This is a genomic window from Cereibacter johrii, assembly GCF_001720585.1.
In the GTDB taxonomy this organism is placed as follows: domain Bacteria; phylum Pseudomonadota; class Alphaproteobacteria; order Rhodobacterales; family Rhodobacteraceae; genus Cereibacter_A; species Cereibacter_A johrii.
Window position 1 is genome coordinate 1 of sequence record NZ_MABH01000224.1, and the last position, 20,030, is coordinate 20,030.

The 20,030-nt window shown below is 69.3% G+C and carries 19 protein-coding genes and 1 pseudogene; 11 read left to right on the forward strand and 9 right to left on the reverse strand.

Annotation, left to right across the window (positions count from 1 at the left end):
- A partial coding sequence (locus A9O63_RS18475) for an ATP-binding cassette domain-containing protein (protein ID WP_141703125.1) occupies positions 1-751 on the reverse strand: 751 nt, incomplete at its 3' end.
- Complete coding sequence (locus A9O63_RS18480; protein WP_069333230.1) at positions 748-1,752, reverse strand: BMP family protein; 1,005 nt, start codon at positions 1,750-1,752, stop codon at positions 748-750. The genes A9O63_RS18475 and A9O63_RS18480, both read right to left, overlap by 4 nt.
- 269 nt (positions 1,753-2,021) lie before the next feature.
- Here A9O63_RS18480 and A9O63_RS18485 point away from each other — a divergent pair, with 269 nt between their 5' ends.
- The 6 genes from A9O63_RS18485 (at position 2,022) to A9O63_RS18510 (ending at position 7,571) form a co-directional block, all read left to right on the forward strand.
- Positions 2,022-3,122 (forward strand): ABC transporter substrate-binding protein, encoded by a 1,101-nt coding sequence (locus tag A9O63_RS18485; RefSeq protein WP_069333231.1) that lies wholly within the window; start codon positions 2,022-2,024, stop codon positions 3,120-3,122.
- A gap of 155 nt (positions 3,123-3,277) precedes the next feature.
- A complete protein-coding gene (locus A9O63_RS18490; RefSeq protein WP_009565608.1) occupies positions 3,278-4,159 on the forward strand; it encodes an ABC transporter permease in 882 nt (293 codons plus the stop codon).
- Positions 4,156-4,947: an ABC transporter permease gene (locus A9O63_RS18495; protein WP_069333232.1), complete on the forward strand. Its 792-nt coding sequence runs from the start codon at positions 4,156-4,158 to the stop codon at positions 4,945-4,947. The genes A9O63_RS18490 and A9O63_RS18495 overlap by 4 nt, the downstream gene beginning before the upstream one ends.
- Before the next feature lie 16 nt (positions 4,948-4,963).
- A complete protein-coding gene (locus A9O63_RS18500; protein WP_069333233.1) occupies positions 4,964-6,022 on the forward strand; it encodes an ABC transporter ATP-binding protein in 1,059 nt (352 codons plus the stop codon).
- A 53-nt stretch (positions 6,023-6,075) separates the two neighbouring features.
- A complete protein-coding gene (locus A9O63_RS18505; protein WP_069333234.1) occupies positions 6,076-6,504 on the forward strand; it encodes a hypothetical protein in 429 nt (142 codons plus the stop codon).
- A 41-nt stretch (positions 6,505-6,545) separates the two neighbouring features.
- Positions 6,546-7,571 carry an aldo/keto reductase gene (locus A9O63_RS18510; protein ID WP_084296046.1) on the forward strand — a complete coding sequence of 342 codons (1,026 nt, stop codon included), beginning with the start codon at positions 6,546-6,548 and terminating at the stop codon, positions 7,569-7,571.
- A 142-nt stretch (positions 7,572-7,713) separates the two neighbouring features.
- Here A9O63_RS18510 and A9O63_RS18515 read toward each other — a convergent pair whose 3' ends face one another.
- On the reverse strand, positions 7,714-8,037 hold the full coding sequence (locus A9O63_RS18515; RefSeq protein WP_069333236.1) for a 2Fe-2S iron-sulfur cluster-binding protein: 324 nt from the start codon (positions 8,035-8,037) through the stop codon (positions 7,714-7,716).
- A 112-nt stretch (positions 8,038-8,149) separates the two neighbouring features.
- Between A9O63_RS18515 and A9O63_RS18520 the strand changes: the two genes are divergently transcribed.
- Together A9O63_RS18520 and A9O63_RS18525 are read left to right on the forward strand one after the other, a co-directional pair.
- A complete protein-coding gene (locus A9O63_RS18520) occupies positions 8,150-8,572 on the forward strand; it encodes an OB-fold nucleic acid binding domain-containing protein (RefSeq protein ID WP_069333237.1) in 423 nt (140 codons plus the stop codon).
- A gap of 403 nt (positions 8,573-8,975) precedes the next feature.
- The gene (locus tag A9O63_RS18525; protein ID WP_069333238.1) at positions 8,976-9,428 is read left to right on the forward strand and encodes a peptidoglycan-binding domain-containing protein; all 453 of its coding nucleotides are present in this window, start codon (positions 8,976-8,978) and stop codon (positions 9,426-9,428) included.
- A 69-nt stretch (positions 9,429-9,497) separates the two neighbouring features.
- Here A9O63_RS18525 and A9O63_RS18530 read toward each other — a convergent pair whose 3' ends face one another.
- The 5 genes from A9O63_RS18530 to rpiA all read right to left on the reverse strand — a co-directional run bounded on the left by A9O63_RS18530 (position 9,498) and on the right by rpiA (position 15,539).
- On the reverse strand, positions 9,498-10,979 hold the full coding sequence (locus A9O63_RS18530; protein WP_069333239.1) for a DegQ family serine endoprotease: 1,482 nt from the start codon (positions 10,977-10,979) through the stop codon (positions 9,498-9,500).
- Positions 10,980-11,131: 152 nt separating this feature from the next.
- Positions 11,132-12,151: a protease modulator HflC gene (hflC, locus tag A9O63_RS18535; protein ID WP_069333240.1), complete on the reverse strand. Its 1,020-nt coding sequence runs from the start codon at positions 12,149-12,151 to the stop codon at positions 11,132-11,134.
- Positions 12,151-13,332: an FtsH protease activity modulator HflK gene (hflK, locus tag A9O63_RS18540; RefSeq protein ID WP_069333241.1), complete on the reverse strand. Its 1,182-nt coding sequence runs from the start codon at positions 13,330-13,332 to the stop codon at positions 12,151-12,153. The genes hflC and hflK overlap by 1 nt, the downstream gene beginning before the upstream one ends.
- Before the next feature lie 55 nt (positions 13,333-13,387).
- Positions 13,388-14,746, reverse strand: a complete 1,359-nt coding sequence (gene gor, locus A9O63_RS18545) for a glutathione-disulfide reductase (RefSeq protein ID WP_069333242.1) — start codon at positions 14,744-14,746, stop codon at positions 13,388-13,390.
- Between the two features lie 4 nt (positions 14,747-14,750).
- Complete coding sequence (gene rpiA / locus A9O63_RS18550; protein ID WP_069333243.1) at positions 14,751-15,539, reverse strand: ribose-5-phosphate isomerase RpiA; 789 nt, start codon at positions 15,537-15,539, stop codon at positions 14,751-14,753.
- A gap of 810 nt (positions 15,540-16,349) precedes the next feature.
- Here rpiA and A9O63_RS18555 point away from each other — a divergent pair.
- Together A9O63_RS18555 and A9O63_RS18560 are read left to right on the forward strand one after the other, a co-directional pair.
- Positions 16,350-17,729, forward strand: coding sequence for an L-serine ammonia-lyase (locus tag A9O63_RS18555; protein ID WP_069333244.1), 1,380 nt, complete (start codon positions 16,350-16,352; stop codon positions 17,727-17,729).
- 379 nt (positions 17,730-18,108) lie between these two features.
- Complete coding sequence (locus tag A9O63_RS18560; protein WP_069333245.1) at positions 18,109-19,032, forward strand: DMT family transporter; 924 nt, start codon at positions 18,109-18,111, stop codon at positions 19,030-19,032.
- Here the strand turns inward: A9O63_RS18560 and A9O63_RS18565 are convergent.
- The gene (locus A9O63_RS18565) at positions 18,974-19,672 is read right to left on the reverse strand and encodes a thiamine diphosphokinase (protein WP_069333246.1); all 699 of its coding nucleotides are present in this window, start codon (positions 19,670-19,672) and stop codon (positions 18,974-18,976) included. The genes A9O63_RS18560 and A9O63_RS18565 overlap by 59 nt on opposite strands.
- 142 nt (positions 19,673-19,814) lie before the next feature.
- Between A9O63_RS18565 and A9O63_RS18570 the strand changes: the two are divergent.
- A pseudogene (locus tag A9O63_RS18570) lies at positions 19,815-20,030 on the forward strand (hypothetical protein); the annotation flags it as partial.

Consider the following 20,030-nt stretch of genomic DNA (forward strand, 5'->3'; position numbering starts at 1 on the left):
GCGGCGCGACCGCGGGCGGCACCACCTCCTCGCCCACCATCAGCGCGGCCAGCCGGTGCCGGTCGGTCTCGGCGGTGGCGACCTCGCCCACCACGCGCCCGTGCCGCAGCACCACGCAGCGGTCGGCCACGCCCATCACCTCGTGCAGCTTGTGCGAGATGAAGATGATCGAGAGCCCCTTCGCCACGGCGAGCTTCAGCGTGCGGAACAGCGCCTCGGTCTCCTGCGGGGTCAGGACGGCGGTCGGCTCGTCGAGGATCAGGATGCGCGCATCGCGGTAGAGCGCCTTCAGGATCTCGACCCGCTGCCGCTCGCCCACCGAGAGCGTGCCCACCCGCGCATCGGGATGGACCGCAAGGCCGAAGTCGCGCGAGAGCGCCTCGATCCGCGCGCGCGCCGAGCGGCGGGCGAGGCTCGGCCGCCAGAGGGGGGCCGTGCCCAGCAGGATGTTCTCGAGCACGGTCAGATTGTCGGCCAGCGTGAAATGCTGATGCACCATGCCCACGCCCGCGGCCAGCGCCGCGCGCGGATGGCCGGGCGGCAGCGGCTGACCGAAGACCTCGACCGAGCCCTCGTCGGCCACATAATGGCCGAAGAGGATGTTCATCAGCGTGGTCTTGCCCGCGCCGTTCTCGCCCAGAAGGGCCACGACCTCTCCCCGGCAGAGGGAGAGGCTGATGCCGGCATTGGCCAGAAGCGCCCCGAACCGCTTGGTGATCCCGGAGAGGCGCAGGACGACCGGCTGGCTCACGAGGATTTCGGCTCGTTGTCGTCGATGCCCACGGTGAAGGAGCCCGCCTTGATCGCCGCCTCGCGCTCGGCCACGAGCTTCATGGCCGCTTCCGGCACCTTGCCCTCGAAGGTGCCGAGCGGCGCGAGCGACGAGCCGCCCTCCTTCATGAAGGAATAGACGCCGTAGTCGGCGGCGGCGAAGCTGCCGTCCTGCACCGCGGCCACCGCCTTGTCGAAGGTCGGCTCGAAATGCCAGAGCGCCGAGGCCACCACCGTCTCGGGATAATCGGCCTGCGTGTCGATCACGTTGCCGATGGCCAGCACGCCGCGCTCCTTGGCCGCGTCCGAAACCCCGAACCGCTCGGCATAAAGCAGGTCGGCGCCGTTCTCGATCATGGCGAAGGCGGTCTCCTTGGCCTTCGGCGGGTCGAACCACGAGCCGATGAAGCTGACCTGGAAGGTCACGCCGGGGTTCGCCTCGCGCGCGCCCGCCATGAAGGCATTCATCAGCCGGTTCACCTCGGGGATCGGGAAGCCGCCGACCATGCCGATGTTGCCCTTGCTCATCGCGCCCGCGATGATGCCGGTGAGATAGGCCGCATCCTGGATGTAATTGTCGAAGACGGCGAGGTTCGGCACCGACTCGTCGGCGGGCAGGCTCGACCCCATGAGGAAGGCCACGTCGGGATAGTCGGCCGCCACCTCGCGGGCCTCCTGTTCGACGCCGAAGATCTCGCCCACGATCAGCTTCACGCCGCTTTCGGCATATTCGCGCAGGACGCGGGGATAGTCGGTGTTGGCCACGTTCTCGGTGAAGCTGTAGTCCACGCGCCCCGCGGCCTTCGCCGCCTCGGCGGCCTTGTGGATGCGGCTCACCCACTGCTGCTCGACCGGCACCGTATAGACGCCCGCCACCTTGAGCGGCTCCTGCGCCCGCAGGCCGCGCGGCAGTGCCCCCAGCGCGAGCACCGCCCCTCCGGCCATCAGAAGCCCGCGCCGCGTCGTTGCGAATCCCGTCATCTCACCCTCTCGCCCTGCTGGTTGACGTTTTCCGCGACGGTAAGCTGCGGGCGCGCGACGGGCAAGGCCGCCGCTCCTGCCGGAAAGTCGGCCTTCTCGGACATTATCCTTACAGCCTGAATATGCCGCGAAAAATCTGTTACATGGCCCGGTTAGGGAGCTTGCAAGAATCCGTATTCGGCCTTTAGCTGACACTAAACGCCGCTCGGCGCCGGAGGCCCGGACCGAAGAACGGCATTCGGCATGACAACAACCGGGAGAAAGTTCCGATGACCATGAAACTTGCACTGGCCGCCTCGGTCAGCCTCGCCGCGATGGGCGCGGCTTCGGGCGCCTTCGCCCAGAGCACCGAGCTCGTCGAGGCCGCCAAGGCCGAAGGGATGCTGACCACCATCGCCCTGCCGCACAACTGGTGCGGCTACGGCGACGTGATCGCGGGCTTCAAGGCCAAATATCCCGAGATCACCGTGAACGAGCTGAACCCCGACGCGGGCTCGGCCGACGAGCTCGAGGCGATCCGGGCGAACAAGGACAACAAGGGCCCGCAGGCGCCCGACGTGATCGACGTGGGCCTCGCCTTCGGGCCGCAGGCCAAGGACGAGGGCCTGATTGCGCCCTACAAGGTCGAGACCTGGGACGAGATCCCCGCCGAGATCAAGGATGCCGACGGCTACTGGTATGGCGACTACTACGGCGTGATGTCCTTCGGCGTGAACACCGATCTCGTGCAGGAGGTGCCGAAGAGCTGGGAGGCGCTGCTCGACAGCCAGTATGCCAATGCCTTCGCGCTGGCGGGCGACCCGCGCGCCTCGAACCAGGCGATCCTGGCCGTGATGTCGGCCGGCATCGCCGACGGCACCGAGCCGGGCGAGGCCTCGGGCAAGAAGGGGCTCGAGTTCTTCGGCAAGCTGAACAAGGCCGGCGGCTTCGTGCCGGTGATCGGCAAGGCCGGCACCATCGCCCAGGGCCAGACCCCGATCGTCGCCGCCTGGGATTATAACCTGCTGTCCTGGCGCGACGAGCTGAAGGGCAACCCGCCCATGGAGGTGGTGATCCCGGAAGGCCCGAGCCTCGCCGGCGTCTATGTCCAGGCGATCTCGGCCTTCGCGCCGCATCCGAACGCGGCGAAGCTCTGGATGGAATATCTCTATTCGGACGAAGGTCAGCTCGGCTGGCTCAAGGGCTACTGCCACCCGGCGCGCTTCAATGCGATGGTCGAGGCCGGCAAGATCCCGCAGGAGCTGCTCGACGCCCTGCCGCCCGCCGAAGGCTATGCCCGCGCGGTCTTCCCGACCGTCGAGCAGCAGGAGGCCAACAAGGCGGCCGTGACGGCCGGCTGGGATGGTGTGGTCGGCGCCAACGTGCAATGACGTGATCCGGGACCCCGGCCGCACCGGCCGGGGTCCTGCCCCTCCGGCTCCAGGATCCGCCGCTTCGGCCGGGCCCGCGAGACACTTCCCGGCGGAGCTTCCGCCCCGCGCCCCCGCTGCTTCCGGCGGAGGCCCTTCCGCCCGACGGACCCTATATGACAGACCTGCCCCCGCCGAAGGCCGGACGCCGCGTGTCGCTGCCGCTGAACTGGTTCGGCGTGGCCCCGTTTTTGCTGTTCGCGCTCCTGTTCCTGATCCTGCCCACGATGCATATCGTGCTGGGCGCCTTCCGCACGCCCGCGGGCGATTTCACCCTGGCCAACATTCGCGGGATCTTCACCGCCTCGATCATGAATGCCTTCTGGATCTCGATCCGGATCAGCCTGCTCACGGCCTTCCTCGGCTGCGTGGCGGGCTTCCTGATCGCGGCCGCCGTCACCCGCGGAGGCCTGCCGGGCCCGCTGCGCGGCGCGCTCCTGACCTTCTCGGGGGTGGCCTCGAACTTCGCGGGCGTGCCGCTCGCCTTCGCCTTCATCGCGACGCTGGGCCGGCTCGGGTTCCTGACGGTGATCCTGCGCGAGTGGTTCGGCTTCAACCTCTACGGCACGGGCTTCAACCTCATCAGCTTCCTCGGGCTGACGCTGACCTACCTCTATTTCCAGATCCCGCTGATGATCCTGATCGTCACCCCCGCCCTCGACGGGCTGAAGCGCGAATGGAAGGAAGCGGCCGAGACGCTGGGGGCCACGGGGGCGCAATATTGGCGCATGGTGGCGCTGCCGGTGCTGTGGCCCTCGTTCCTCGGCACCTTCGCGCTCCTCTTCGCCAATTCCTTCGGCGCGGTCGCCACGGCCATGGCGCTGACCGGCTCGTCGCTCTCGATCGTGCCGATCATCCTCTTCGCGCAGATCCGCGGCGACGTGCTGCAGGATCCGCATCTGGGCTATGCCATCGCCTTCGGGATGATCCTGCTCACGGGGATCGCGAACCTCGTCTATATCGTGCTGCGCACGCGGGCCGAGAGGTGGGTGAAATGAGATCGGCCAAGATCTGGTCCTGGATCGCCTTCGCCGCCGGGATGCTCTATTTCTTCCTGCCGCTGATCGGCATGTTCGAATTTTCGCTGCGGGCGCGCCGGGGCGAATACAGCTTCGACGCCTATGCCAGCGTGCTGGGCGATCCGCAGTTCCGCGCCACCTTCGGCTATTCGGTGCTGATGGCGCTCTTCACCATCATCTTCGGCATCCTCCTCGTGGTGCCCACCGTCTTCTGGGTCCGGCTGAAGCTGCCGCGCTGGCGCCCGGTGATCGAGTTCATCACGCTCCTGCCGCTGGTGATCCCGCCCATCGTGATCGTCTTCGGCTATATCCGGCTTTACAACACCTCGAGCTGGCTGCCGCTGACCGGGACGGCCATGGGCACCAACCTGCTCCTGATGTTCGGCTATACGATGCTGGCCCTGCCCTACATGTATCGCGCCGTGGATACGGGGCTGCGCACCATCGACGTCCAGACCCTGACCGAAGCGGCGCAAAGCCTTGGCGCGGGCTGGATCACCATCCTTGCGCGGCTGATCCTGCCGAACGTGCTGGTCGCGGTCCTGTCGGGGGCCTTCCTCACCTTCGCGATCGTGATCGGCGAGTTCGTGCTGGCGGCGCTGCTGAACCGTCCGGCCTTCGGCCCCTACATGGTCTGGATGGGCGCCAACAAGGCCTACGAACCCGCCGCGCTGGCCGTGATCGCCTTCGTCGTGACCTGGGCCTGCATGGCGCTGATCCAGCTCGTGACCCGCCTGTCCGCCCACACCCGGGCCCAACAAAGATGAGAAGGAACGCAGCCTGATGGCCTTCCTGGAGATCGCCCGGCTGGAGAAATCCTTCGGCCCCCTGCGCGTGGTGCGCGACTTCAACCTCTCGGTCGAGCAGGGCGAGTTCATCTCGCTGCTCGGCCCCTCGGGCTGCGGCAAGACCACGGTCCTGCGCATGGTGGCGGGCTTCGAGACGCCCGATTCCGGCGCCATCCAGATCGAGGGCAGGAACGTCGTCCGCCAGCGCCCGAACGCGCGCAAGATCGGCATGGTCTTTCAGGCCTATGCCCTGTTTCCCAACCTGACCGTCGCGCAGAACGTGGGCTTCGGCCTCAAGGTCGCGGGCGTCCCGCGCCGCGAGGCCGAGGAGCGCGTGGCCGAGATGCTCGCCCTGATCGGGCTTCCCGATCTCGGGGCCCGCTATCCGTTCCAGCTCTCGGGCGGGCAGCAGCAGCGCGTGGCGCTGGCCCGCGCCCTTGCGGTGCGGCCGCGCGTCCTGTTGCTGGACGAGCCGCTCTCGGCGCTGGATGCCAAGATCCGGGTGAGCCTGCGCACCGAGATCCGCACCATCCAGCAGCGGCTCGGGATCACCACCATCTTCGTGACCCACGATCAGGAAGAGGCCCTGTCGATGTCCGACCGGATCGTGGTGATGAACGGCGGCATCGCCGAGCAGGTCGGCACGCCCTTCGAGATCTACAACCAGCCGACCACCAAGTTCGTGGCGAACTTCGTGGGCACGATCAGCACGCTGGTGGCCGAGGTCGAGGATCCGGCCGGGGGCGCGGTCCGCGTCGCAGGCCAGACCATCCGCCTGCCCCGGCCGGTCGAGGCGCCGCGCGGCGGCCGCATCGGGCTCGCGCTGCGCCCCGAGGCGCTGCATCTCGGGGCGGGCGACGGGCGCGACACGATGCTGCCCGCCACCATCGCCGACGTGCAGTTCCTCGGCAGCGTGATCCGGCTGCAGCTTCACACCGGCGGGACGACGGTCGCGCTCGACACGTTCAACCGGCCCGACATGCCGCCGCCGCGGGTGGGCGAGCATACGCAGGTGAGCTTCGCTGCACGCGATGTGATCGTGCTCGACTCCTGAGGGCGGGAACCCGTCCGGCCCTCACGGCCTTCCTTCGCGAAGGGAGGACGGCCATGGACCGACGCATCATCCTCGACGGGCTGGTGGAATTCGAGACGCTGGCGCTGCGTGGCGGCATCCGCCTCGAGCTTGCGGACGAGGACGACCGCCTCACCGTCGTGACCGAGTTCGAGGAGGCCGATCCCGCCTCGCCCGCGGGCTTCGGGCTTCTGGACCTGCGACAGGAGTTCGAGGTGCGTGGCCGGCTCTGCGAGGCCGGGATCGTGCTGAACGCGACCGGCATCTATGCCACCTGCGTCGCGGCCCGGCTCGGCCGCTATGTGACCGAGCGGCTGGTCGAGGTGGTCGAGACCCACGGCACCGCGCAGGAGCGACTTGCCGCCGCACGCGATTGCCTTCTCCGCCATGCGGACGAACATGAGGAGGAGGTGCGTCGGGCGCTGGTGCAGTGCGCCTCCCTCGGCCGGACGCTGGCCGTCTGATGCCTGCGCCCTAGCTCTCGCTCCGCAGGCAGGAGGATTCTATGCGATTGACCACGCGTGACTTCGACCGGACGGGGCGCCCGCTCCGCTTCACCGAGCTGGGCTTCGGCTCCTCCCCCTTGGGCAACCTCTACCGCGCCATCTCGGACGAGGAGGCGCAGGCGCTGCTCGAACGCGCCTGGGCCGGCGGCATCCGCTATTTCGACACGGCGCCCCTCTACGGCTACGGGCTGGCCGAGGAACGGCTGGGCCGCTTCCTGGCCGGGCATCCGCGGGCGGACTATGTGCTCTCGACCAAGGTCGGGCGGCTCCTGCGGCCGGTCGAGCCGGGCGAGGCCCGCGACGGGCTGGGCAAGTTCTTCGAGGTGCCCGAGCGCAAGGAGCGGTTCGACTATGGCTACGACGGGGTGATGCGCTCGCTCGAGGCTTCGCTCGACAGGCTCGGTCTCGACCGGGTGGATGTGCTCTATGCCCACGATCTCGACCTCTTCACCCACGGCTCGCAGGAGGCGCTGGACGCACGGCTCGCGGAATTCATGGCGGGCGGCTACCGCGCGCTGGTCGAGCTGCGCGATCAGGGCGTGATCTCGGCCTTCGGCGCGGGGGTGAACGAATGGCAGCCCTGCCAGTGGCTCGCCGAGCGGGGCGAGTTCGACCTTTTCCTCCTTGCCGGCCGCTACACGCTTCTGGAGCAGGAGGCGCTCGAGACCTTCCTGCCCCTGGCCGAAGAGCGCGGCATCGGCATCGTGATCGGCGGCCCCTACAATTCCGGCGTGCTCGCCACGGGGCCGAAGCCCGGCTCCTTCTACGATTACCGGCTGGCTCCGCAGGTCGTGCTCGACCGCGTGGCCCAGATCCACACGATCTGCGAGCGCTGGGGCGTGCGGATGTTCGAGGCGGCCTTCCAGTTCCCGCTGCGCCATCCCGCGGTGCTCTCGGTGATCCCCGGCCCGCAGTCGGTGGGCGAGGTGATGGAGAACCGCATCGCGGCCGACGCCGAACTGCCGCCGGGCCTGTGGGAGGATCTGAAGGTGGCGGGGCTCCTGCGCCCCGACGCGCCGGTCTGAGGCGCTCCCGCCCGCCGGATCACGGATGCTCTGCGCGGGCGGGGCCGCCCGCAGGAGCCTTCTCCCGGAGGGTGACGCGGGGCCGTTCCTCCCTGCGAGCGCGGCAGCGGCAAGTCCCTGCCGCTCCCGCCGCGGGGCCGGATCAGATCTGCTTTTCGGGGATGAAGACCTTCAGCCCGTCGAGCGCCTCGGAGACCTTGATCTGGCAGGTCAGGCGCGAGCGCGCCGGATCGGGCTGCCAGGCGAAGTCGAGCATGTCCTCTTCCATCGCCTCCTTCTTCGGCAGCTTGTCCGTCCATGCGGGATCGACATAGACGTGGCAGGTCGAGCAGGCGCAGGCGCCGCCGCAGTCGGCCTCGATGCCCGGCACGCCGTTGTCGCGCGCGCCTTCCATCACGGTCAGGCCGGCGGCCACGTCGATCACATGCTCGGTTCCGTTGAATTCGACATAGGTGATTTTCGCCATCTTCGTCTCGCTCTTCCCTGGCTCGCAATGCTGCCCGAGGCTTAGGGCAATCCCGCGCACTTTGCCAGAGGGCGGGCTTGCACCGGATCGCAGCGCAGGCTATGTTCTACCTATGTTCCATCCATCAGATCTCACCGCCAACTGGCTTACCATGACCCCGGAACCGGGCAGCTGGCCCCGTCCGCCCAAGGCCATTCCCGCCGGACGGCTGGACGAGCCGCCTTCGGGGGCGCGGGTGGCGGTGGCGGGCCTCGTGCTGGTGCGCCAGCGGCCCGGCACGGCCAAGGGCACGATCTTCCTCACGCTCGAGGACGAGACCGGCGTCGTCAATGTCGTGGTCTGGGCCAAGATCTACGAGCAGTTTCGCCGCGCCGTGATCGCCGGGCGGCTCCTGCGGGTGACGGGGCGGCTCCAGCGGGAAGCAGGCGTGGTGCATGTGGTGGCCGAGACCATCGAGGACATTTCCCATCTGCTCGACCGGCTCCTTGCAGAGCATGTCCATCCCGACGGCACCCGGGCGGGAGATCAGCCCTGAACCCTGCCACGGGCAGGAAGGATCGTCCTGTCCCGTGCAAGGGGCTGCTTTCGCCCGGCACGACCGAGGATCGGCGCCGCCCGGCGACCTGACGCCGCTCTCTTCACGGCGAAAGCCTGACGATGATCGGCAAGGCGGGACGGCATGATGCTTCCGCCGTTCCGCGCCGGGTCAGGTGCCGTCCGCCAGAACGGCCGTCCAGACCTTTGGCGCGCAGAGGAGACCCCCTCTCCCGGCGAGACCTGCCCTCACCTTGCGCGGCACGGACCTCTCGCGGAGGCCCTCTCTCCGGGCAGCGCACCACCGGGGCTGCCCCGGTTTGCCGCGCCTTTCGCCCATCGCATCGCCTTTCCCCTCGCGGCAACTTGCGCCATGCTTCGGGCCAAACCGACAGGAAGTCCCGATGATCCGCCGTCCCGCCCTTCTCGCGCTGTTGCTGCTGACCGCCTGCGGAGGGCCCGTCATGCCCGAGCCGCCGCGGCCGCCCGACCTCACTCTCGGGCTCCGCAGCGACAAGCCCGCGCCCGAGGCGGGCATCTGCTGGGCCGGCGCAGAGGGCCGCTGGTTCGAGGCGCCCTGCCCCGACCTCATGACCTCCGAGCGGATCGCCACGCTCCAGCGCGCGCTCGAGGTGCGGGGCCTTTATGCGGGCGAGATCACGGGCGAACTCGACAAGCGAACCCGCAACGCCATCCGCAAGCTGCAGGCACCGCTCGGGCTCGACAGCGACCGGCTGTCCCTCGCCGCCGCGCGCTCCTTAGGTCTGGTGCCGATCGAGCTTTCGCTGCCCGAGCAGGAGGAGCCGACCCCTCCCCCGCCCGACGCCGCGGATCCCGCCGACGTGGCCGAGACCTGATCGCCGACCTGCCGACCGCCGCGGGATCGCTGCAGGACAGATGGAGGGCCGCGCCGGAGCGCGGCCTCCTTACTCGCTGACCGTCAGCGCCACGAAGCGCGGATCGCCGCCGCGGCGGATCAGCAGGAGCAGCGATTTCCGCCCCGCCTCCCGCGCCTCGGTCACGCGGTCCTGCAGATCCTTGATCGTCACCACCTTCTGCTGGCCGGCCTCGGTAATCACGTCTCCCTCGCGCAAGCCCTTGGAATAGGCCTCGGAGGCCGGATCGACATCCGTCACCGCAAGCCCCTCGGTGCCGCCGGGCAGGCCCAACTCGCCGGCCTGCTCGGCCGTGAGCGGCGCCACGGTCAGGCCCAGGAGATCGGCCGTCGACGGCTCGGCCGGCTCGGCCGCGCCGGGCGCCTCGGGGCCCTCGTTCTCGGCTTCCTCGCGGCGCCCGAGGGTCACCGACAGGGTCCGGGTCTTGCCTTCGCGCATCACGATGACCCGCACCGCCTCGCCGATCGGCGCATCGGCCACCCGGCGCACCAGATCGCGCGTGTCGGCCACGGGCGCGCCATCGAAGGTCACGATCACGTCGCCCGATTGCATGCCGGCCTCTTTTGCGGGGCCCTCCGGCACGTCGGTCACGAGGGCGCCCTTGGCCTCGGTGAGGCCCATCGCCTCGGCCACGTCCGGGGTCACGTCCTGGATCCGAACGCCCAGCCAGCCGCGGCGGGTCTCGCCGAACTCGCGCAGCTGCTGGACGACCTTGACCACCACGTTCGAGGCCATCGAGAAGCCGATGCCGATCGAGCCGCCGTTCGGCGACAAGATCGCCGTGTTCACGCCGATCACCTGCCCGTCCATGTTGAAGAGCGGACCGCCCGAATTGCCGCGGTTGATGGCGGCATCGGTCTGAATGTAATCGTCGTAGGTGCCGGAGAGGGCCCGGTTGCGGGCCGAGACGATGCCGGCCGAGACCGAGAAGCCCTGCCCCAGCGGGTTGCCCATGGCCACGACCCAGTCGCCGACGCGGGCGAGGTCGGAGTTGCCGAAGCTCACGAAGGGCAGCGGCTGGTTCCCATCCACCTTCAGCAACGCGATGTCGGTCTTCGGGTCGGTGCCGACGAGCTTCGCCTCGAGCTTCTTGCCCGAGAAGAACTCGATCTGGATGTCGTCGGCCCCTTCGATGACATGGTTGTTGGTGACGATGTAGCCGTCTTCCGAGATCACGAAGCCGGAGCCCAGCGCCTCGGAGCGGCGCGGCCCGTCGCCGCGGTTCTGCGGGTCCATGAAGTCACGGAAGAAATCCTCGAAGGGCGAGCCTTCGGGCACGAGGGGCGAATTCTGCGTGGGCGCGGCCACGACGGTCGAGGTCGTGATGTTCACGACGGCCGGGCTGATCTTCTCGGCGAGGCCTGCGAAACTTGCGGGAGCGTTCTGCGCCTTGACCGCCACGGCCTGCGCCAGCGCCAGGGCGAGCCCGAGCATCAGCGCGAGAAAGAGACGCGAGACCGACGCGGGCACCGGGTGGATGCGGCGGGCGATGGTAATGGCGTGAGACTGCACACCCGACTCCTTTCGAGATAGCTGAGCGGTCAACTGCAAGCGGAACCGCCCCGAAGTGACAGTCGGGCAAGATGCGCCGCAATGCAAACGGCGTCTTGGCCCGTCAAGCTCATGTGAAGCCTGCCGGCAGGGCCCCGCCGACAGGCATCGTGTCACTGGACGGCCGGTGCGGGCGGGACGGCATCCTGCCCGGCGGGCGGAGCCGCCGGCGCCTCATTGGCCTCCGTCTGCCCGCTCGCCGGAGCGGCCGCACCGTCCGTGTCGGGGGACGCTGCCGCCGGGGCTGCCGGGCGCGGCGTGCCTTCCGGCGCGCGGTCGCTGCGCAGATACTGGAAGAACTCGCTGTCGGGCTGCATGACGATGGAGGAGCCGCCGCTCTGCAGCGCGCGCTCGTAGGAGGTGAGCGAGCGGGTGAAGGCGAAGAACTCGGGATCGCGGCCGAAGGCCTCGGCATAGACCGAGTTGCGCTGCGCGTCGGCCTCACCGCGGATCACCTCGGCCTGACGGCGCGCCTCGGACGTCACCTCGACGACGGTCCGGTCCGCAGCCGCGCGCACCCGCTGCGCCGCCTCGTTGCCGCGGGCGATCTCGTCGGCCGCCTCACGCTCGCGCTCGGCCCGCATCCGGCCGTAGGTGGCCGAAAGGTTCTGCTCGGGCAGGTCGGTGCGGGTGAGACGCACGTCGATCACATCCACGCCCAGAGCCAGCGCCTGACGGCGGGCCAGATCGCGGATCTGGTTCATCAGCACCGTCCGGTCCTCGGAGAGGACGCGGATCGAGGGCACCCCGCCCAGCACTTCGCGGATCGCCGGGCTCATGATGCGCTGGAGCCGGGTCTGCGCGGCCTCGATGCCGCCCGCGCCCACGGCCTCGCGGAATTCCACGAGATCCACGATGCGCCAGCGGGCGAAGGCATCGACCACGAGGCGGCGGTCGTCGAGCGGCGTCACCTCGAGCGGCTGCGTGGGCAGGCCGAGGATGCGCCCGTCATAGCGCACGACCTCCTGGATGAGGGGGATCTTGAAGCCGATGCCCGGTTCTTCCTTGACCGCCTTCACCTGGCCGAACTGCAGCACCAGCGCCTTCTCGCGCTCGTCCACGATGAAGATCGACGAGAAGCCCACGGCAACCAGAATGGCCAGGATGGGCAGGATGAGAGAGCTGCGGTTCATCAGTTGGCCTCCCCGGTGGCGGTCGAGCCTGCGCGGGCGCCGCCCGCGTTGCGGCCGAGCTCGTTCAGCGGCAGGTAGGGCACGACGCCCGAGCCGCCCTCGCCCTGGACGCCGTCCAGGATCACCTTGTCCATCGAGCCGAGCACCTTCTCCATCGTTTCGAGATACATCCGGCGGCGGGTGACGTCAGGCGCCTTCACATATTCCTCGTAGACCGAGTTGAAGCGCGAGGCCTCACCCTCGGCATTGTTCACGACCTCGGCGCGGTAGCCCTCGGCCTGTTCCGTCAGCCGCGCGGCTTCCCCGCGGGCGGCCGCGGTCACGCGGTTGGCATAGGCATCGGCCTCCTTCTCGAGCCGGTCGCGCTCCTGCTGGGCGGCCTGCACTTCGCGGAAGCTGTCGATGACCTCCTGCGGCGGGTCGGCCTTGTCGAAGTTGACGCGGACGACGTTGATGCCGGCCTGATAGCTGTCGAGCGTGGTCTGCACCGCCGCCAGCAGGTCCGAGGCGATGATGCCGCGGTCGCGGTTGAGGATCGGCGAGAGTTCGGAGCGGGCGATGATGTCGCGCATCGCGGATTCCGAGACGGCGCGGATCGTGTCGGCCGGATCGGCGAGGTTGAACAGGAATTGCGCGGGATCCGAGATGTTCCAGACCACCTGGAACTCGATGTCCACGATGTTCTGGTCACGGGTGAGCATGAGGCCGCTGTCGGTGTCGCCGCCGCGGCCGGTGCCGATGTCGGTCGTCCGTTCCCCCGTCACCTGCACCACCTCGGCCGTGACGAACGGCCAGGGCGCAAAGTTGAGGCCCGGACTGCCGATGGCGCTGAACTCGCCCAGGAAGAGCTCGACCGAGCGTTCCTCGGGCCGCACCGTGTAGAAGGACATGAAGGCCCAGACGCCCACCGCCGCCAGCGCGCCGAGCGCAAGGCCCTGACGGGTGAAGAGCGGACCGATCGGATTGCCCCCGTTTCCGCCTCCGCCGCCCCGTCCGCCGTTCGGACGGCCCCGGCCGCCCATCAGCACGCGCAGCTGCTCTTGCCCCTTCTTCACGATCTCGTCGATCTCGGGGATCTGGGACCCTTCCCCGCCGCCGGGACGCCGCCCGCCGCGGCCGTCACGCCCGTCCCTGTCGCCGCGATCTCCACCGCCTCCGCCCCAAGGTCCTCCGTTGGACATATAACCCTTTCCCTTTCCTTGCCTGCCGCCTTAACTGGTCATCCAAAAAGCAAATTCAAGCCGTGCGGATGGGTTTGCGCAGGGTCACGAGTTCCTCGGCCATGGTCGGATGAACCGCCACGGTCTGATCGAAGTCTTCCTTCGTCGCCCCCATCTTCACCGCGATGGCGGCGAGCTGGATCATCTCGCCCGCATTCGGGGCGACGATGTGGCAGCCGAGCACCTTCCGGCTCGCCTGGCTGACGATCAGCTTCATGAGCACGCGGTCGGACCGGCCCGCAAAGAGCGACTGCATCGGCCGGAAGGCCGCCGCATAGACCTCGATGGGCTCCTGCTCGCGCGCGGCCTCTTCGCTCAGCCCCACCGAGCCGAGTTCCGGCTGGGTGAAGACCGCCGAGGCCACGAGTTCGTGGTCGGCCTGCCGAGGCTCGCCCTTGAAGACCGTATCGGCAAAGGCGTGGCCCTCGCGGATCGCAACCGGCGTCAGGTTGATCCGGTCGGTCACATCCCCCACCGCATAGATCGAGGGCACCGAGGTCTGGCTCCAGCCGTCGACCGGGATCTGGCCGTGGCGGCCGAGCTCGATCCCCAGCGCCTCGAGCCCGAGTCCGCGCGTGTTCGGCCGCCGCCCGGTGGCATAGAGGACCGCGCCGAACTCCTGATCCGATCCGTCGGTGGTGACGGCGCGCACCCCGCGCTCGGTCTTCTCGAGCCGGATCACGTCGGTGCCGCACTTGATATGGATGCCACGGTCGATCATGGCCGAGGCCACATGGCCGCGCGCCTCGTCGTCGAAGCCGCGCAGGATCTGCGCGCCGCGGTAGAACTGGCAGACCTCGACCCCGAGCCCGTGCAGGATGCAGGCGAATTCGCTGGCAATGTAGCCGCCGCCCACCACGAGGATCGAGGCGGGCAGGCTCTCGAGCTGGAACACGTCGTCCGAGCTCATGGCCAGCTCGCAGCCCGGGAAGTCCGGCACGAAGGGCCGCCCGCCGGTCGCGATCAGGATGTGCTTGGCCGTGACCTTGCGCCCCGAGGCGAGGGCTACCGTATGGGCATCGGCCACCGTCGCGCGCTCGTCGAAGATCTCCACCCCGGCCGAGGTCAGGCCCGAGCGGTAGGCGGCCTCGAGCCTGTCGAGCTCGCGATCCAGCTTGCCCCGGAAGGCGGGCCAGTCGAAGCCGCCGATCGAGGCGTCCCATCCGTAGGCGCGCGCATCCTCGACCGCATCCGGATAGCCCGAGGCGAAGACCATCAGCTTCTTGGGCACGCAGCCCCGGATGACGCAGGTGCCGCCCATGCGGCTCTCCTCGGCCAGCGCGACGGTCGCGCCCCCTTCCGAAGCCGCGATCCGGGCGGCACGCACACCGCCCGAGCCGCCACCGATGACGAACAGATCGTAGTCGAAGGCCAAGGTCTCAGTCTCCCAGATCGGCGAAGATGTTGCGGGCGCGGTCCATGTCGATGGACCCTTCCTCGGCCTGCCCCGACTGCAGGTCGCGCAGGCTCACGCGCCCGTCGCCGTGGCCCACCACGACCGTATCGCAGATGTCGATGAAGAGGCCGTTCTCGACCACGCCCGCGATCTGGTTCAGCGCCACGCCGAGCTGACGCGGCTCGCCGATGCGCTTGAGATGCAGATCGAGGATGTAGTTCTTCTCGTCGGTCAGAAGCGGCGCATCGCCGGAGAGGCGCAGCGTCACCTCGCGGCCGAGCACATCCATGCCCTCGAGCGTCTCCTCGATCAGCATCTTCGTGCTCTGCCAGCCGAAGGGGATCACCTCGACCGGCAGCGGAAAGGCGCCCAGATGCGCCACTTCCTTGGCGGCATCGGCGATCACCACCATCCGGTCCGAGGCGGTCGCCACGATCTTCTCCTGCAACAGGGCGGCCCCGCCTCCCTTGATGAGGTTGAAGTCCGCGTCGAATTCATCCGCCCCGTCGATGGTCAGGTCGAGCCACTTCGCCTCGTCCAGCGTCACCACCTGAATGCCCAGAGCGCGGGCGAGATCGGCCGTGCGGGTCGAGGTCGGCACGCCCTGAACCCGCAGCCCCTCCTCGCGCACGCGCTCGGCCAGGCAGCGCACCATCCAGGCGGCGGTCGAGCCGGTGCCGAGGCCCAGCTTCATGCCGTCCTGCACGAGATCCACCGCGCGGCGTGCGGCGGCGAATTTGGCGGTGTCGATCGGGGATAATTCTGCTGGCATCCTGGGTCTCCGCTGGGGCGCATCCCGGTTATAGGGACGAAGCGCGGGCCGTGCGAGCGGAAAGCGGCAGCTTTCCGGGCTGAGGAGCCTCAGCCACAGTTGAAGAAAATCGAAATTCAGCGCATCCTGAACGCACATTTCCGCGTTTCATTCGAGCCATCCCTTGTTCCTTCTGCCATCCGTTGTTCCCGGGATCCTTGCCATGATCGTTCCCCGCCCGACGAACCCTCCCCCTCCGGCCCATGACCGGCGCACCGGCGCGGCTCCTGCCGAGGTCCTGCTCTGCGAAGCCGCCTGTCAGGCCATCGTGGATTGCCTGCGCGGAGAGGGAGCGCTTGCGCCCCTGCCGCGGGGCTGCAGCCCGCACTGAGCCCGCGCGCCCGGACGCCGGAGGGCTCCCGCCGTTCATGGGTCGGCCCCTCTCCCGCCGCGACCGAACCTTGGGCGGCGACGGCTCTTCCGCGCGGGGCTCTCATGCGCCTGCCTCGCTGCACGCCTGTCCCTGCGCGCGCGCCTCGCCCTGCCCTCCGGTCCCTCCTTCTCCAGGGCAGCGGGGCCTTGGCCCGCCGGTGCGAACGCCCTGCCGTCTGACCCTCTCTTTCGCCCCGGCAGCAGGACGTGACCGAGGTTTCCCGCCCGCGCTCGCTTGCCCGGCCCCTGTCCCCTCCACCTCCCGAGCGGCGGCGCGTGGCCCAACTTTCCCACCCACGCAAGGTGAATGGCGCGAAAGGCGGCGCCATGTCGCTTTCCGCCATGTCCGCGGCGGCCTGTCGCACCTATCTAGGGAGAACCGCTGATCGAGGTCTTCGCATGTTCCTGTCCGTCTTCGACATCTTCAAGGTGGGCGTCGGCCCCTCCTCGTCGCACACGATGGGACCGATGGTGGCCGCGGGGCGCTTCCTCGACCGGCTCCGGGCGAGCCCGTTCCATGCCCACGGCCTGCGGGCCTCGCTGCACGGCAGCCTCGCCTTCACGGGCGTGGGCCATGCGACCGACCGGGCCACGATCCTGGGCCTCGCGGGATTCGAGCCCGGCAGCTACGATGCGGAGCGCGCCGAGGAGGTGCTGGCCGCGATCCGCGCCACGGGCCGGATCGAGGCGCCGGGCCTCGGTCCGCTCCAGTTCGACCCCGAGAAGGATCTGGTCTTCGACTACGGCCATGCCCTGCCGGGCCATGCCAACGGGATGCGCATCCAGGCGACCGACGCGCAGGGCGACGTGCTGCTGTCGGAGGTCTATTACTCCGTCGGCGGCGGCTTCGTCCTGACCGAGGCAGAGCTTGCCGAGTCGAAATCCGACCGTCCCGCCGCCGGTCCCGCCGTTCCCTTCCCCTTCGAAAGCGCGCATCAGATGCTCGGCATGGCCGAAGCCTCGGGCCTTTCCGTCGCGGCGATGAAGCGGGCCAACGAGCTCGCGTTCCGCAGCGCGCCCGAGCTCGACCGCGGGCTGAAGCGGATCTGGCAGGTGATGAACGACTGCATCGAGCGCGGCATGGCCACCGGCGGCACGCTGCCGGGGGGCCTGCATGTCCGCCGCCGCGCCAAGGGCATCCGCGAGGCGCTTCTGGCCGAGCGCGGGCTGAACATGACCGCGCCGCACACGATCAACGACTGGATGAGCCTCTATGCCATGGCGGTGAACGAGGAGAATGCCGCCGGCGGTCAGGTGGTCACGGCCCCCACCAACGGCGCGGCGGGCGTGGTGCCGGCCGTCATCCGCTACTGGCTCGACCATGTGCCGGGGGCGAGCCCCGCGAAGCTCGGGGATTTCCTCCTGACGGCCGCGGCCATCGGCGGGCTCGTCAAGCACAATGCCTCGATCTCGGGCGCCGAATGCGGCTGTCAGGCCGAGGTGGGCTCGGCGGCCGCCATGGGCGCGGCGGGGCTTGCGGCGGTGCTCGGCGGCACGCCGGCTCAGGTAGAGAATGCGGCCGAGATCGCGCTGGAGCATCACCTCGGCATGACCTGCGACCCGGTGCGCGGCCTTGTGCAGGTGCCCTGCATCGAGCGCAACGGGCTCGGCGCGATCAAGGCCGTCTCGGCAGCGAGCCTCGCGCTCCGCGGCGACGGCGAGCATCTGGTGAGCCTCGACGTCTGTATCGAGACGATGCGCCAGACCGGCCGCGACATGAACGAGAAATACAAGGAGACCTCGCTCGGCGGCCTCGCGGTGAATGTCCCGAACTGCTGACCGCGGGAACGCGCCGGACGTCGCATGGCCATGATCCCCTCCTCCGCCCTGAGGCATGGCCCCGCACGCCGCAAGGCCAGGCGCGGAGGCGCTCCTGGCCGCGACATTCTTCCCGCAGGCCTCTCCCGCCTCGGGCAGGTGGGCTCCCTCGGCCGGGGATCGGAGCGGGCCTTTCCGCCGAGACGCCCGCGGCGGCAATGGTCGCCGGGTGCCGAGACAGAGGGAGGGGGCCCCTCCCTCCCGCCGCGACGCTCGCATTCGCAGCCCCCGTCCCCGGCGACCCACGGCCGGCAGGTTCTCCCGCCTTTTCCGCACCTTCCGTCCGGCTCCTGCCGCGAGACCTCTGGACGGACACCGCGCGCCGGGCTAGGCCGGATCCATGACAGCCTCCTCTGACCGCATCCTGCCCGGCGTCGCGCTGATGATCGCCTTCTGCGTCCTCGCGCCGCTGCTCGACGTCTGCGCGAAGCTCGCCTCCGCCACGATCCCCGTGGGCCAGATCACCGGCGCGCGCTTCCTCGTGCAGGCGGCGCTGATGCTGCCGGTGGTGGCGCTGATGGGCACGGGCTGGCGGATGAGCCGCCGCATGGCCGGGCTTGTGGCGCTGCGGGCGATCTTCCTGATCCTGTCGACCTACAGTTTCGTCGCGGCCGTTACGGTCATGCCCATCGCCGACGCGCTGGCCATCGCCTTCGTCGAGCCCTTCATCCTGCTCATTCTGGGCCGGATCCTCTTCGGCGACGAGGTGGGCCCCCGCCGGATCGCGGCGAGCATCGTGGGCTTCGGCGGCGCGCTTCTGGTGATCCAGCCGTCACTGATGGCCTTCGGCCTCGTGGCGCTCTGGCCGCTCGGGACGGCGGTCTTCTTCGCCTTCTACATGCTCGTCACGCGGCAGATGTCGCGGGGAATGCATCCGGTGAGCATGCAGTTCCACACCGCGCTGGCGGGCGTCATCCTGCTCGTGCCGGTCTTGGCCTGGGGTCATGCGGCAGGCGCGCCCACCCTCACCCTCGTTTACCCCGACGGCATGGTCTGGGCGTTTCTCTTCGGCGTGGGCTTCTGGGCCTCGACCAGCCACATGTGCATGACCTATGCGCTGAAGTTCGCCCCCTCGGCCACGCTCGCGCCGCTGCACTATCTCGAGATCGTGGCGGCCGTGGGACTGGGCTACCTCGTGTTCGGCGATTTCCCGAACCTGCTCACCTGGGCGGGCATCGCCACCATCGCCGCCTCGGGCCTCTACATCATTCACCGCGAGCGGCTGTCCGCCCGCGTCCTGCCCACCCCGGCACCAGCCCCCTGAGGGCCGAATCCAGCCGCGCGCGCGGCAGGATCACCAGCATCCCCGGCCCATCGAAGGCGAGCCGGACCTCGGGCGCCGAGACGATGTTCGAGGTGCCGATCCGCCCGCCGGGCGCGAAGGGGATCTCGTCGATCGGCCAGCGCAGGCCCTGGCTCGTGCCCCGGAGGGGGGCCATCGGAAAGAGCGAGAACCGCTCGCCTGCGCGCATCCGCAACCGGAGTTCGGGCGGCGCGTGAAAGACCACATCCTCGGGCCCCACGAGAAGGCAGGTGACATCGGGGCGCTTCACGAGCCCGTTCATCACCGCAAGCCCGTGGTCGATGCGCGCCCCCGCCACACCCAGCGCCAGCACGAAGGGCGCGCGGATGTTGCGCAGGCACTTGTCGAAGTCGGTGGATTCCTGCTCGGCCAGATGATGCACGCGACCCGCAAGGGCCGTGCGCCCCTCGGACGAGAGCGAATCCATGTCGCCGATCACCGCGCGCGGCATGTGCCCCAGGCGGAGCGCCGTGTCGCCGCCTCCGTCCGCCGCCACCAGATGCGGCGCCCGTGCGAGAGCCAGCGCCAGATCCCGGCGCGTGACCGGGCCGCCCGCCACCAGCGTGACGCCCTCCGTCGATTCCACAATAGGCTCGGTCATCATCACACTGTATATTCGGGCCTGTGGAATTATGCCCGGCAAGAGCCATAATCAATCCTTCGATTCACCTGATTTCCTCGGTCGAGTGGCCTGTGGCAAAGCCGGCCCCGAAGAAGAAGCCGCAAGGGAGCGCGCATATCCGATGAGCGGGGACAGCAAGATCCTCACCCTGAGCTACGCAGGCTTCACCTGTGCGCTCGAGGGATTCGCGGACCCCTTCTCTCTGGCCGGGCCGATTGCCGCGCATTTCCGCGAGGCCGAGGCACGGGGATCGGCTCCGGAAGCGGCCGTGCTTCAGCGGATCGCCGAAGGCGCCGTCCTCGTCGCGGCGGATGCGGCCGGCGTGACCCTGCGCGCC